The organism is Bradyrhizobium sp. SOJA106 (assembly GCF_059448745.1).
In genome coordinates, this window is sequence record NZ_CM182549.1 from 6387246 (window position 1) to 6401048 (window position 13803).

At 65.7% G+C, this 13803-nt stretch carries 9 protein-coding genes and 1 pseudogene; 8 read left to right on the forward strand and 2 right to left on the reverse strand.

The genetic code is table 11. The features are described from left to right. Window positions 1–219 precede the first annotated feature (219 nt). From AC5V87_RS30130 to AC5V87_RS30140, 3 genes and pseudogenes are all read left to right on the forward strand, one after another. Entirely contained in the window at window positions 220–3054 is a 2835-nt protein-coding gene (locus AC5V87_RS30130; RefSeq protein WP_495368633.1) for an ATP-binding protein, read from the forward strand. 118 nt (window positions 3055–3172) lie between these two features. After that, window positions 3173–3880 (forward strand): hypothetical protein, encoded by a 708-nt coding sequence (locus AC5V87_RS30135; protein ID WP_495368634.1) that lies wholly within the window; start codon window positions 3173–3175, stop codon window positions 3878–3880. A gap of 269 nt (window positions 3881–4149) precedes the next feature. Beyond that, window positions 4150–4626 (forward strand): annotated as a pseudogene (locus tag AC5V87_RS30140) (helix-turn-helix domain-containing protein); the annotation flags it as partial. A gap of 113 nt (window positions 4627–4739) precedes the next feature. Here the strand turns inward: AC5V87_RS30140 and AC5V87_RS30145 are convergent. Then, the gene (locus AC5V87_RS30145; RefSeq protein ID WP_456836800.1) at window positions 4740–7076 is read right to left on the reverse strand and encodes a molybdopterin guanine dinucleotide-containing S/N-oxide reductase; all 2337 of its coding nucleotides are present in this window, start codon (window positions 7074–7076) and stop codon (window positions 4740–4742) included. A 326-nt stretch (window positions 7077–7402) separates the two neighbouring features. On the opposite strand from AC5V87_RS30145, the gene AC5V87_RS30150 reads away from it, so the two are divergent. Both AC5V87_RS30150 and AC5V87_RS30155 read left to right on the forward strand, forming a co-directional pair. Then, window positions 7403–7591 (forward strand): RidA family protein, encoded by a 189-nt coding sequence (locus AC5V87_RS30150; protein WP_495368635.1) that lies wholly within the window; start codon window positions 7403–7405, stop codon window positions 7589–7591. Between the two features lie 8 nt (window positions 7592–7599). After that, the gene (locus tag AC5V87_RS30155; protein WP_495368636.1) at window positions 7600–7749 is read left to right on the forward strand and encodes a Rid family hydrolase; all 150 of its coding nucleotides are present in this window, start codon (window positions 7600–7602) and stop codon (window positions 7747–7749) included. 53 nt (window positions 7750–7802) lie between these two features. Here AC5V87_RS30155 and AC5V87_RS30160 read toward each other — a convergent pair whose 3' ends face one another. Next, window positions 7803–8426 carry a hypothetical protein gene (locus tag AC5V87_RS30160; protein ID WP_495368637.1) on the reverse strand — a complete coding sequence of 208 codons (624 nt, stop codon included), beginning with the start codon at window positions 8424–8426 and terminating at the stop codon, window positions 7803–7805. Between the two features lie 11 nt (window positions 8427–8437). Between AC5V87_RS30160 and AC5V87_RS30165 the strand changes: the two genes are divergently transcribed. The 3 genes from AC5V87_RS30165 to AC5V87_RS30175 all read left to right on the forward strand — a co-directional run bounded on the left by AC5V87_RS30165 (window position 8438) and on the right by AC5V87_RS30175 (window position 13799). Then, the gene (locus AC5V87_RS30165; protein WP_495368638.1) at window positions 8438–8782 is read left to right on the forward strand and encodes a hypothetical protein; all 345 of its coding nucleotides are present in this window, start codon (window positions 8438–8440) and stop codon (window positions 8780–8782) included. A gap of 15 nt (window positions 8783–8797) precedes the next feature. Beyond that, complete coding sequence (locus tag AC5V87_RS30170) at window positions 8798–11020, forward strand: TonB-dependent receptor (protein ID WP_495368639.1); 2223 nt, start codon at window positions 8798–8800, stop codon at window positions 11018–11020. Window positions 11021–11165: 145 nt separating this feature from the next. Next, a complete protein-coding gene (locus AC5V87_RS30175; RefSeq protein ID WP_495368640.1) occupies window positions 11166–13799 on the forward strand; it encodes a spermidine synthase in 2634 nt (877 codons plus the stop codon). The last annotated feature ends 4 nt before the right edge of the window (window positions 13800–13803 follow it).

Consider the following 13803-nt stretch of genomic DNA (forward strand, 5'->3'; position numbering starts at 1 on the left):
TGTGGCAGCGAAGCTGTCCTCTGCACGGTCAAGCATACTGACGAATTGTCGCAGGGCGCGCAGTAAGCCGCTCGCGCTTAAGCAAAATTTGTGACAGATCGTGCCCGTGCGCTCGGCCGATCGGCCGCGCGATTTCGCCACTTTCGGGCAGTTTACTGATAACGTCGTTCTGCTAGACGAAGGTGCAGACGTCAGCTCTCTGACTGGAATCATTGGCCCGTGCCGAACATCAGCGACCAGGATTCGGCCATTGCCTTCGGGCCATTCCGCCTGTTCGCCAAGTCGCGTCTCCTGGAGAAGGACGGCGCCCCGCTTCACCTCGGCGGCCGTGCGCTCGATATCCTGATTTTCCTCGCCGAGCGCGCCGGCGAGGTCGTGGACAAGCGGGAGTTGATCAAGCGCGTCTGGGCCGACGTGAATGTCGACGAAGGCAGTTTGCGGTTCCACATCACGACGCTGCGTAAGGCCTTGGGGGATGCCGGCTTAGGCTCGCGCTACGTCGTCAACGTCCCCGGACGCGGCTATTGCTTCGCGGCTCCACTGCTTCGGGCCGAAGCTGCGGAGCGGCGAACGAGCCCGGCTGCCCCGGCGCCTCACGCGCTTCCAGCGCCGCTTGCGAAAATGATCGGGCGAGACGATGCGGTCGAACGGATCTCCACTGAATTGGCGCAGCATCGCTTCGTCACCATCGTCGGCCCCGGCGGCATCGGCAAGACCTCGGTCGCGCTCGCCGTCGCGCATGGTGAGCTCCAGGCCTTCGACGGCCGGGTGAGCTTCGTCGATTTCGGCGCGCTGACCGATGCCCGGCTCGTTCCCGGGACAATCGCGGCAGCGCTGGGCCTGACCGTCAATTCCGACGACCCGATGCCTGGCTTGCTGACGTTCCTGCGCAGCCGGCGAATGCTGCTGGTGTTTGACAGCTGTGAGCACATCATCGACGAGCTCGCGCCGCTGGCCGAGCGTATGGTTCGCGAGGCGGGCGAGCTGCATGTCCTCGCCACCAGCCGTGAGTCGTTTCGCACCGAAGGCGAACGCGTCCATCGGCTGTTTCCGCTGGATTGCCCGCCGGAGCGCGACGGGCTCGGCATCGCCGACATTCTTGCCTATCCCGCGAGCCAGCTCTTCGTGGAACGCATCGCCGAGAGCCTGGGTAATTTCGAGCTGAGCGAGGAGGACGCGCCGCTCGTCGCGGATATCTGCCGGCGGCTGGACGGCATCGCGCTCGCGATCGAACTCGCGGCCGGACGCGTCAACGCCTATGGCATCGCCGGGACCGCCTCGCTGCTCGACAACCGCTTCTCGCTGTTGTGGCGCGGACGGCGCACCGCCATCCCGCGGCATCAGACCCTGAGCGCCGCGCTGGCGTGGAGCTACGATCTGCTGCCGGCGACCGAAAGCGCGGCGCTGCGCGCATTATCGGTGTTCGTCGGCCCGTTCACGCTGGAAGCCGCGGTGGCGGTTGCGGCCAGCCAGGGCATCAGCGAGCCGGAGGCGGTCGAGGCGATCTCGAGCCTGCTCTCCAAATCCCTGATCGCGACCTCGCCCGCGGAGCGGCGGCTGCGCTATCGCCTGCTCGACACCACCCGCACCTTCGTCGGCGACAAGCTCGTCGAGCGCGGCGAGGCGACCCGCGTCGCGCGCGCCCACGCCGAATATTTCCGCGGCTTCCTGCGCGACATCGCGCTCAAATCCACGGGCATGCAGACGGCAGGCGGCTTTCTCCCCTATGCCGACCATCTGCCTAACGTCCGGGCCGCGCTGACCTGGAGCTTTTCGGACGGCGGCGACCGGATGATCGGCGTGGATCTGGCGGCCTCCGCAGCCCAGTTCTTCCTCGAGCTGACATTGCTGACGGAATGCCATCGCTGGACCCAGCGGGCGCTCGACATGGGTACCATGGACAGCCGCCAGGAGATGACGCTGCAGGCCGCGCTTGGCGTCTCCGTGATGTTCACACAGGGCAATACCGACGCGGTTCGCGCGGCGTTCACGCGCAGCCTTCAGCTGGCGCAGGGGCTCGAGGATATGCATTGGCAGCTCTGGCTGCTGCGTGGCCTGCACATTTACCTCACCAGGGTCGGAGATTTTCACGGCGCGCTCGGGACCGGCGAGCAGAGCGAGAGCGTCGCGCGCAAGCTGAACGATCCCGCCGCATCGCTGAACGTCGAATGGATGTTGGGCGTCGCGCATCATCTGATCGGCAATCAGGACAAGGCCGTGCAGTTCTGCCAAAGTGCGATGCTGCACAATCCGGGTTCGCAGCGGCTGAATATCGGCCATCTCGGTTATGACGACCGCATCGTCGCACTGGTCGCGCTGGCGCGCGGCCTGTGGCTCACGGGCCGGCCCGATCGCGCGATCGAGGCGGCCGAGTACACCGTGCGCGAGGCCGAACTGCTCGAACAGCCGCTGACGCTCGGCATCTCGCTGATCTGGACGATCTACGTGTTTCTCTGGGTTGGCGACTTCGCCAATGCCGAGATCCTGATCGAGCGGCTGATCGAGCATTCGGCGCGGCACTTCCTGGGTCCCTATCAGGCGGTCGGCATCGGCCAGAAGGGCGAGCTGCTGCTGCGCCGCGGCGACGTCGCGGCTGGAATCGAGCACCTCCGCCGCAGCCAGGCGACGCTGTACGCGACACGGCACCGGATCATGACGACGGTGTTTGCGACCGCGCTCGCCGAGGGTCTCGCCGCGCAGGACCAGCCCGAGGAGGCCTTGCAGACGATCAATGAGGCCATCGGTCAAATCCCCGACCATGGCGAATCCTTCGACATGCCGGAGATGCTCAGGATCAAGGGCGAGATCCTGGCGCGGTCGGGCAATGCGGCAGAGGCCGAGAGCCATCTGCGCAGATCACTCGATCTGGCGCGGCGGCAACGCGCGCTCGGCTGGGAGCTCCGCGGCGCGATCAGCCTCGGCCGCATCTGGCAGCGGGCCGGAAAAGCAGGCGAAGCACGCGCCCTGCTCGCCCCGCTCCTCGCGCAATATCAGGAAGGGCTTCAGAGCCGCGATCTGGTCAGCGCAAGGGGACTGCTGGGCACCCTGAATTGAGAGCGTTTTCAACGAGATACCGCCATCTCGCGCGCTCGCAAGTCCTAACAACTTCTAACACGCCAAGCCGCATTTGCCCCGCCATGGTGATGGCGCTTCACGGCGGATATGGCGGGACATGGCGCTCCTTGACGATGCAATCAATGCCAGCGGCGGCATGGCGCGCTGGAATAGCCTGGACCGGTTCACGCTCCACCTTTCCGTTGGCGGCGCGCTGTTCGCCAGCGCCGGACATGCCGGGGAATTCAAGGACGTGACCGCGGAAGGCTCGACCCGCACGCAATCGGTCCGCTTCACCGGCATCACCGGCGGCGAGCACTGCGGCACCTTTCAGCCCGATGCGATCGCGATCGAGAGCGTGGACGGCGAGGTGCTGCGGACCTGGCGCAATCCGAGCCTTGCGTTTCCCGAGCTCGGCTCTCCTGCGCTGGCGGACGAGTTGCACCTCGTCTTCTTCTGTGGCGTCACGATCTGGAACTATCTGACCAATCCGTTCCTGCTCGCCCATCCCGATGTCGTCACCGAAGAGCTTGCGCCATGGCACGAGAACAGCGAGACGTGGCGGCGGCTGCGGGCGCAATTCCCCTCACACCTGATCACGCTCGCGCCCGAACAGATTTTCTATTTCGACGAGAACGCGCTGCAGCGGCGAACAGATCACGATCTTTTCGGAATGAAGATCACGCATTACTCCTGGGCGCATGACAGCTTTGGCGGCATCGTGGTGCCGACGCTTCGACGCGCGCAGGCGCTGCGGCCTGACGGAAGCGTGATCGCAAAGCCCGTGCTGATGGATGTCGAGATTTTCGACGCCGTGTTCGAGTAGCGGCGGCGACAGGAGGCGCTGAGCCGGTCAATCGCCACGCGATATCGCTGCGCTGTCCCGTGACGAGGCTGATCTACGCAATTGTCCGAAAAACTGAGCGCAATCAGAGCTCCTGCGGCGGGCTGTCGCACCCAGTGAGCACGCACAAAAACTAACACATCCTAATCACCCCTAACGGGCTTCCTGGCCAAGTCGCACCTATCCTCTCAGCATGAAAACGAATGGGTCTGCGCGCTTGCCGTCGTTGCAAGAGCGGCGGAGCCAAAAGAGGACGAACGATGTCGATGAATTTGCAAGCGGCGCACGGCTCGATTGATCTTACAATCCGCCCGCGGGTCAATGCCTTGCCGAAATGGCGGTTGCGGCGGGTCGAGCAATACATCGCCGATCATTTCGACCGCTGCATCAGCCTGTCCGAGCTCGCCAATGTCGCCGGCCTGTCCAGGATGCACTTTGCGGCACAATTCCGCACCGCGACCGGCTATCGTCCTCGCGAATATCTGCTCAAATACCGGATCGAGCATGCGAAGACGCTGCTCGCGACGACCGCGCGGCCGCTGGCCGAAATCTCACTCGCCGTCGGTTTCAGCACGCAGGCGCATTTCTCGACCGTGTTCAAGCGCATCAGCGGCCTGTCTCCGGCACGCTGGCGCCTTGCGAGCAAGAACCAGCGTTGCGAGATCGAAGCGCTGCCGCGGCGCCGTCCATCGGCCGACGGGCATTCGATCACTAGCGCCGCTGCATAGCTCGTCGATTTGCGCCGGCTCGCGTCCTCCTCCTCCCGGGTCCGCGAGCCTCTCGGGGCCGTTCCTGCGCCCATACAGGGCGGCCCCATTTTGACGTTCGCCACAAGCGCCGACTACGTAGAGAGCTCCCTAACCGGATCGAACGCCCGGATCGGCGGCAGATTGCCGGTGAACTTCTCGACCTCGACGGTCGTCAGCTGCCCTGTGCAGCCCTGCGCAAACGACGACGTCCCAATGTCGCGCGTGAGCACATTCGGATTGCCGTGGACGCAGAGCGGCGCGTCATCCTCAGGGTCCATCGGATCGTACCAGGCGCCCGTCGGAAGCTGCACGACGCCGGCTGCGATGCCGTCGGTGACGTGGACGGCGGCAAGGCAGGCGCCGCGCTCGTTGAACAGGCGGATGATGTCGCCATCCTTGATGCCGCGCGCGCTAGCGTCGACCGGGTTCATGCGCGCGACCTCGCGGCCGCGATGCTTTGCGCCAAGCGAGTGGCCGCCGAAATCGAGCTGGCTGTGCAGGCGCGTCACCGGCTGGTTGGCGACCAGGAAGCACGGCGAGCCAGGCTTCGGTGTATCGGTCTTCTCGAGCCATACCGGATGGCCCGGACAATCCGCATCGCCATGGTCTGCGATCTTTTGCGAGAATATCTCGATGCGGCCGCTCGGCGTCGGCAGGGCATGATTGACCGGATCCTCGCGGAAGCGGCGTAGCCGGCCGCCGTCGTCGGGCTGCTGCGGCACGACCAGGCTGCCGCGCCGCCAGAACTCGTCAAAACTCGGCGCTTCCAGGCCGCGCTTGGCGAGCGAGGCGCGGGTCGGCTCGTAGAGATGCTCCAGCCACTCGCGTGACGTGCGCCCCTCGGTGAACGGCTCGCGCGCACCGAGACGTTCGGCGAGATCGGCGAAGATCTCGTAATCGTCGCGCGCAAGGCCGAACGGCTCGGCGATGCGGTGCATCGCGACCATGAGGGGGTCGTTGGCGGAATAGCCGATGTCCTCGCGCTCCAGCGTCATGGTCGAGGGCAGCACGATATCGGCGTGGCGCGCTGTCGCGGTCCAGGCAAGCTCGTGCACGACGAACGTGTCGAGCTGCGCAAACGCCTTGCGCAGACGGTTGATGTCCTGGTGGTGGTGGAAGGGATTGCCGCCGGCCCAGTAGACAAGGCGAATGTCCGGATAAGTGCGCGTCTCGCCATTGTAGCGATAGGTCGTGCCCGGATTGAGCAGCATGTCGGCGATGCGCGCCACCGGAATGAAATCGGCGACGCCGTTCCGGCCCTGCCCCAGCGTCGGCCCCGGCACGTCGTTGACGCGGCGGCCGTAGTAGCCGATCGCACCTAACGAATAGGCATAGCCGCCGCCAGGCAAGCCGATCTGGCCGAGGGCTGCCGCCAGCACCATGCCCATCCACACCGGCTGCTCGCCATGCTCGGCGCGCTGGAGCGAATGCGAGACGGTGATCAGTGCGCGCTTGCCGGCGGCGCGGCGCGCAAGCGAGCGGATGGTGTCGGCGTCGACGCCGCAAATTGCTGCGGCCCACTCGGCGTGCTTGGCCTGCCCATCGATCTCGCCATCGAGATAGCGCAGGAAGATGGGCCAGCCTTCGGTGTAGCGATCAAGGAAGGCCTGGTCGTGCAGGTTCTCGCTCACCAGCGTGTGGACGATGCCGAGCATCAGGGCCGTGTCGGTGCCGGGCACGCAGCTCATCCATTCGGCCCCGGCCTCGACGGGCAGATCGTCGCGCAGCGGACTGACCAGAATGAACTCGCAGCCGCGCCGGCGCGCAGCGTCCATTGCGCCACGTTCGACATGCTTGCTGATCGAGCCGCCGGCCACCATCGAGTTCTTCAGCGCCATGCCGCCGAAGGCGAGCACAATGTCGGTCTCGGCGGCGATCTGCTCCCAGGTGACGTTGCGCTTGGTGATGTCCTCATAGCCCGCAAGGATCTGCGGCAGCAGCACCGAGGACGCGCCGGACGAATAGGTGTTCACCGAGCGCACATAGCCGCCTAGGGCGATGTTGAGAAAGCGGTGAACCTGACTTTGCGCATGATGGAAGCGGCCCGCGCTCGACCAGCCGTAGGAGCCGCCGAACACCGCGCCGGGACCCCGCGTATCGCGGATGCGGCCGAGTTCGTCGCCGAGCAGATCGAGCGCCTTCTCCCAGCTGACGGAGACGAATTCGTCGCGGCCGCGGCGATCATCCGGGCCCGGACCGCGCTCGAGCCAGCCGCGGCGAATCGCCGGCTGGGCGATGCGCGCCTGGTGGCGCAGCGCGCCGGGGAAATTGTCGATGATGCCGTTCGGATCGGGATCGCCCGCATAGGCCCGGACCTCGAGCCCGCCTTCGCCCTGACGCGCGGAAAACACACCCCAATGCGAGGTGTGCGGCTTGAAGCCGTCCGACAGATCGAGGCCGGGGTCGGGAAAGCCAATCGTGTCGTCCATCATCTGATCCTTGTTCCGGTGCGTGGTCCGGGTCGTGTCCGAGTCAATTCCGGTCGCAGTATACTGATCCGCTCCCGATTGTCGTTGCGATCAGGCCAGCGGAAATGCCGGACCCTCGTGCGCAAGTACAGGCGAGTAAACCCTCGAGTGAACGATCGCGGAGGTTCATCGACCCGATTGTTCCATCATTTCCAATACCTTGTTCCACAAGCCTTCGGGAGCATCCTGATCGAGCCGCCTGACAAGGGCACGAAATTTCCTCTGACGACACTGACATTGGAATATGCGATATGCCACCCGTACCCCTCGAGCAACATCGGTCTCTCATGATCCAGCGCGTCTTGCCCTACGAAGGACTTCTTCACGAAGTGGTCGAGCACAATGGCGTGCTCTATATCGGCGGAATCGTCCCCGAGGATACGAGCCTCGACATGTCGGGCCAGGCCAACGACGTGCTCGGGCAGCTGGCGCAGCTCCTGAAGACGGATCCGATGTATCCAAGGTCTTGCAGGTGACCATCTACATGACCGATCTCAAGGAGAAGGCCGAGTTCAACGCGGCCTGGAAAGCGCACTTCGCAGAAGCGCATCTACCGGCACGCGCGGCCATCGGCGTGGCCGATCTTGGTCCGGGCGTGAAGCTCGAGATGACCGCGGTCGCGGCGCGGCGATAGCGGCGTATCTCAGGTTCGCCAGACGCCGGCTCGAAACAGGCCTTGCTGCTCACCTAATCGTACTGCGCCGTGTGCGAGCTTCCGCGCTTTGCCGTGCTTTCGGCAACCGCCGACACGTTTGCGGACGCGCCCTGGCTCGTCTTCGTGAGCTCCAGCGTCTCGGTCAGCTCGCCGCGCGCCATGATCACCTCCCGGCGATGCACGGAAAGAAGTTTCCAGCCCTGATAGTCGCCGTCGATCTTGAGGCGCAATGTCGTCTTGCTGTTCTCGTCGACAAAAATCCCGACACCCTGATCGCCGCCGACGACGGTGCCGACCAGCACCAGATGCAACTCGGCCTGCGGCGGGCTCGGCGGCGCTGACGGCGGCGGCGCGCTCGATGCGGTGACCGCGGCCCCAGGCGGTGGCGGCCGCCGCGAAGCTGAAAAGATCGGTCGCTCGCCCGTTTCCGACAATGTTGCGAGCGGGACCGCCCAGAGCGGATTGCCCTTCATTGCCTCACGCTTGACCGGCGAGGCCGATCGCACCGCAGGACTGACGGCCGACGCCGATGTTGCGGGAAGTTCCGGAAGCGGGCGGTCGGGCGCCGGCACGACGTAGGCTGGCGCGTCGGCATCCGAAAAATCCGACGGCAGCGCAAAGGTCGGAGCGGAGGCGGCGAGCAAAGCCGCCAGCATGGGCGCGAGCCATGCCGAGATCCGCCGTATCGCCCGATGTGCTCGCATGCCTCGCGTCATCAACCAAATTGCCAGCAGTGCAGAGTCTCAGTTCACGGAAAGCTGACGGCCTGCATATGCAGGACATGCAGCGCCGAGGGAAGCAAGGCTTATCGGTTACCCATGTGACAGCCGTGCGAAGCGGCGATTGCCTTGCCGATGTTTCAACGGCTTATCCGGAATGCAACGGCGCGCAGATGAATTTGGGCGTCCAGGCCGGCGATGCGCCTTTTGGGGTTGCAGATATTCGCTCCTCGCAATGGCCGCCGCCGGCTAGTATGATATTGTTGCTAGATCGTCATACTCACCTGCCATAGTATGGCTGTGTTGGAATGCAATTGTTGTGGTGCGGAGATATCGTGGTGCGTAGGGTCTTGTTGCGGGTGTTTTCCGCCGCCGCAGCGTCCGCCCTGTGCACGTTCCCGGCCCCGGCCCACGAGATCAGCTCGGCGCCCGCCGAGCTTCCGCCGGTGACCATTGCGGCGGCTGACCATCAGCATCCCAAACGGAACGCCCGCAGAAAACCGCCGAAAAACCCTGGTGTGCACAGCCAGACTGCCGGTCGCACGGACAACCAGGCCGAGAGCGGCAATGCGACCGGTGCGACGCCAGCCGGTTCGACCGCTTTGCAACCCACTGCCGCCAGCGCAACGCGCATCAGCGGCGCACAGGTGAACGCTATTCCGTTCTCGCGGCCCGGCGAAGCGCTGGAAGTGGTGCCAGGGCTGATCGTCACGCAGCATTCCGGTGAGGGCAAAGCCAACCAGTATTTTTTGCGTGGCTTCAATCTCGATCACGGCACCGATCTTGCGATCAGTATCGAGGGCATGCCCGTCAACATGCCGACCCACGGGCATGGGCAAGGCTATGCCGATATCAACTTCCTGATCCCGGAGCTGATCCAGTCGGTCAACGTCCGCAAGGGACCGTATTTCGCCGACCAGGGCGACTTCGCATCAGCCGGCGCCGTGGGGATCGACTACGTCAACAAGCTGCCGCACAATTTCGCGGAGATGACCTTCGGCAGCTTCGGCTATCGGCGCGCGCTGGCGGCCGGATCGACGCGCGTCGGCGACGGCACGCTGCTGACGGCGTTCGAAGCCAACAAGTATGACGGGCCGTGGGACGTCCCCGACGATATCCGCAAGCTGAACGGCGTCGTGCGCTACAGCGAGGGCACCGCGACCGACGGCCTGACGCTGACGGCGATGGCCTATTCCAACGGCTGGACTTCGACCGATCAGGTCCCGCAACGCGCGATCGACCAGGGTCTGATCACCCGTCTCGGCACGCTCGATCCGACCGATGGCGGCACCTCCAGCCGCTTCAGCCTGTCGAGCAACTGGGCGCAGTCGAGCCACTACGGGCAGACCAATGTCAGCGCCTATGTCGTGCGCTCCGACCTGCGGCTGTTCAACAATTTCACCTACTACCTCGACAATCCCGTCAATGGCGACCAGTTCAGCCAGCTCGACGGTCGTACGCTTGGCGGCTTCGACGCGCGGCACACATTCGATTGGCGCTTTGCCGGCCTCGAATCGCAGACTCGCGTCGGCCTGCAGAGCCGCTACGATGACATCCACGTCGGTCTGCTCAAGACCGAGCAGCGCAATTCGCTCTCGACCGTGCGCGACGACCGTGTACAGGAGGGCAATGTCGGTCTGTGGACCGATACGACCACGCACTGGAACGACTGGCTACACACCACGGCCGGCATCCGCGAGGATTTCTTCGCCGGGCACGTCTTCAGCGACACGCCAGCGAATTCGGGCAACGCGCAGGCGTCGATGGCGAGCCCGAAGGCCGGCATCGTGCTCGGCCCCTGGTACAAGACCGAGTTCTACGGCAATGCCGGCTTCGGGCTGCACAGCAACGACATCCGCGGCGCGACGATCACGGTGGATCCCAACGACAAGGTGACCCCGCTCGACCGTGTGCCGCTGCTGGTGCGCTCGCGCGGCGCCGAACTCGGCATCCGCACCAACGTGATCGAGGGCCTCACCAGCACGATCGCAGTTTTCGTGCTCGACTTCGACTCCGAGCTGTTGTTCGTCGGGGACGCCGGCACCACCGAGCCGAGCCGGCCCAGCCGCCGCGTCGGCGTCGAATGGACGAACGAGTACAAGCCCGTGCCGTGGATGACCGTCGATCTCGATATCGCGCAGACCCATGCGCGCTTCACCGATTTCGACCCCGCAGGGTCCCGCATCCCCGGCGCACCGGCCTGGGTGGCCAGCAGCGCAATCACGCTGGGTGGCGACACCGGCTGGTTCGGCAGCCTGAAAGCGCGCTACTTCGGTCCGCGTCCGCTCATCGAAGACGACAGCGTCCGGTCGCGGTCGTCGCTGATCTTCAATGCGCGCGCCGGCTACAGGTTCGACAACGGCATGCGGGTGCAGCTCGACGTGCTCAACCTGTTCAACGCGCAGACCAACCAGATCGAATATTACTATCTGTCGCGCCTGCCGGGAGAGCCCACAGATGGCGTCGCCGACCGTCACGTCCATCCGGCCGAGCCGCTTGCGGTGCGGCTCACGGTGGCGGCGAGATTCTGATCGCACCGGCAACGGGCGCTGACCGGCCGTCACAAATCCTGAAAAAATCTGACATAGAGCGAATGCTCTGATCGGCCGAGAACGAGGGCCGATGCAAGCGCGCAGCTGCCCCGCGGCCGGTCGCGTTCGAACGGGAGTGAGGGGAATGCAATCTGAGCCGGACAGCATCGCGATCGCTTCGGCTGGCCGGTTCGCGGACACGGTCCAGAACGAGACCGCACCGGCGCGCGCGCGTCAGGCTGCAAGCCGAGCCTGGGCTCTCGTTCCGATCGTGACCGCGTCGGGTTTTGCAGGCCTCGGCTACGAGATCGTATGGACGCGCCAGCTGAGCCTCGTGCTGGGGACCGAGATGATGGCGGTCCTTGGGGTCATCGCCGGGTTCTTCGGCGGCCTGGCTCTCGGCGCGTTCGCGCTCGATCGGCCGATCCGCCGCGCGGCATCGCCATGGCGCGTCTATGCGATGCTCGAAGCCGTCATTGCCGTTTGGGGCCTGATCAGCGTCTGGCTGCTGCCTGCCGCGGGTCGCGCTCTTGCCCCGCTGCTCGGCACCGAACCGTCGGCTGCCCTGCTCTGGGCCGGCAGCCTGGCGCTGCCGACCCTCGTGCTACTGCCGGCAACGATGGCGATGGGCGGAACGCTGACGGCGCTGGAACGGATGATGCGGGACGCGCGCGGCGAGGCCCGCGTCACGGCAGGCGTCTATGGGGCGAATACGGCTGGAGCTCTGGCCGGCACACTGATCTCGACATTCCTCCTGATCCCGGCGCTGGGATTTTCGGGCACGCTGATCTGCCTTGCAGCCGTCAACGCGTTCTGCGCGGTTGGCACGCTCGCGCTCGGATCGGCGGCGGGCAAGGCCGATGGCGAGGAACGGCGCCCGGATCGCATCCGCGACGCGCGGCTCATGATCACCTTGTTTGCCACCGGACTGCTCGGAATCGCCTTCGAGGTACTCGTGGTCCGGCTCGCCGCGCAGGTGATGGAGGACACCGTCTACAGTTTCGCTGGACTGCTCGCCGCCTATCTGCTCGGCACCGCAGTGGGGAGCCTGCTTTGGCAGCGATCCGGGCGCGATGCAAGGGATGGAAATCTCCGCGGCCTGCTCGCCGCAACCGCGCTCGCGTGCATTGCGACCGCGGCGCTTGCGCCCTATGCCGGCCGCCTGGTCGAGACCGTATCGGCTGCGGACGAATTCGGCGAGCTGGCCGTGGCGATCGCGCTGTTCCTGGTGCCCGCGACCGCCATGGGCGCACTGTTCGGCCTGCTGGCGCAACGGGTCAGCGATCAGCGTGGCTCGGTCGGAGCGGCGGTCGGCATCAACGGTCTTGGCGCCTGCATCGCGCCGCTGCTGGCGGCGCAATTGCTGATTCCGGGCCTTGGTGCATGGACGGCGCTGCTTGCAATTGCGCTCGGCTATCTGCTGCTGCTCCCGCCCGGCCGATCGGCACTGCTATGGTCCGCGGCGCCCGCGATCGCCGCGCTTGTGCTGTGGCTCAATCCTGCGCCATCGTTGACGCGGGTGCCGCCGGGCGGGGCGCTGCTTGCAGTGCGCGAAGGGCCGATGGCGACCGCCAGCGTCGTCGACGACGCTGCAGGCGTGCGTTACCTCGAGATCAATGGTCACTTCCGCATGGGCGGAACGAGCTCGACGCGCTCCGACTATCGACAGGCCATGCTGCCGCTGCTGCTGCACCAGGCCCCGCAAAGCGCCTTGTTCCTGGGCATCGGCACCGGCGCCACCATGGTCGGCGGCGCGCAGATGCCCGGTGTCAGCGTGCGCGCGGTCGAGCTCTCGCGCGAGGTGGTCGACCTCCTGCCCTGGTTTGCCAATTCGCGGCCGGCATCAGCCCCGCTCGTAACGGTGGCGGATGCCCGCCGCTACGTCGCTGCCGATACCGGCCAGCACGACGTGATCATCGCCGACCTTTTCCACCCCGCACTCGACGGCAGCGGCGCGCTCTACACGGTGGAGCATTTCGCAGCCGTGAAACGGCGCCTCGCGCCCGGCGGGATCTTCTGCCAATGGCTGCCGCTATACCAGCTCGATATGCCGTCGCTGCGCACCATCATTCGTGGCTTTCTCGACGTCTATCCTGACGGCGCGGCCTGGCTCAATCACTACAGCGTCCGCACACCGATGCTTGCGCTGATCGGAACGCGGAACGGCGGCCATCTCGATACCGAGACGCTGGCTGCGCGGCTTCGCAATCCCGCGATCGCATCCGTCGTTCGCCCATTCGGCTTCGAGACGCCCATCGATCTCCTTGGCCAATATCTGGCGGGCCCGCTCGCGCTCTCCGCATTCGCCGGCGAGGGTCCGCGCAACACGGATGACTATCCATTCGTGACCTTCGATGCGCGCCGAAATGTCCGTGCGCTCACGGCGGCGCCCTGGTCACTGCTGCTTGCCGTCATGAAAGACATCCGGACCGATCCGAATGAGCTCCTCGCCCGCGCAGCCGAGCGCGACGCGCTGGGCGCACGCCTCAACGCCTATTGGGCCGCACGCAACCGCTTCCTCGAGGCTGGCGCGTCCTTGCCGGGTGATCCGCGCGGAGCCGCGCTGATCGACTCTGCTTCGCCCGGCCTCCTCGACGCGCTTCGCCTGAGCGCCGAGTTCGATCCAGCCTATGGGCCGCTGATGGGGATGGCGAAGTCCCTGCTCGGCTCCGATCGCGCGGCCGCCGCGCGCCTGCTGCGCCGGATCGATGAGGCAGCGCCGTCACGCCGCGAGGCAAGGGACCTGCTGCTTCGTGAGTTCGGCCTCAGAAACCAGTGATCGA

What these genes read in the sequence shown, in the direction of transcription:
- AC5V87_RS30160 (WP_495368637.1), bottom strand. Translation starts at nt 8,426, where the DNA reads ATGCTGGCGGCTTTGCTCGCCGCCTCCGCTCCGACCTTTGCGCTGCCG.
- AC5V87_RS30165 (WP_495368638.1), top strand. Translation starts at nt 8,438, where the DNA reads ATGCCGAGATCCGCCGTATCGCCCGATGTGCTCGCATGCCTCGCGTCA.
- AC5V87_RS30175 (WP_495368640.1), top strand. Translation starts at nt 11,166, where the DNA reads ATGCAATCTGAGCCGGACAGCATCGCGATCGCTTCGGCTGGCCGGTTC.
- AC5V87_RS30155 (WP_495368636.1), top strand. Translation starts at nt 7,600, where the DNA reads ATGACCGATCTCAAGGAGAAGGCCGAGTTCAACGCGGCCTGGAAAGCG.
- AC5V87_RS30135 (WP_495368634.1), top strand. Translation starts at nt 3,173, where the DNA reads ATGGCGCTCCTTGACGATGCAATCAATGCCAGCGGCGGCATGGCGCGC.
- AC5V87_RS30170 (WP_495368639.1), top strand. Translation starts at nt 8,798, where the DNA reads ATGCAATTGTTGTGGTGCGGAGATATCGTGGTGCGTAGGGTCTTGTTG.
- AC5V87_RS30145 (WP_456836800.1), bottom strand. Translation starts at nt 7,076, where the DNA reads ATGGACGACACGATTGGCTTTCCCGACCCCGGCCTCGATCTGTCGGAC.
- AC5V87_RS30150 (WP_495368635.1), top strand. Translation starts at nt 7,403, where the DNA reads ATGATCCAGCGCGTCTTGCCCTACGAAGGACTTCTTCACGAAGTGGTC.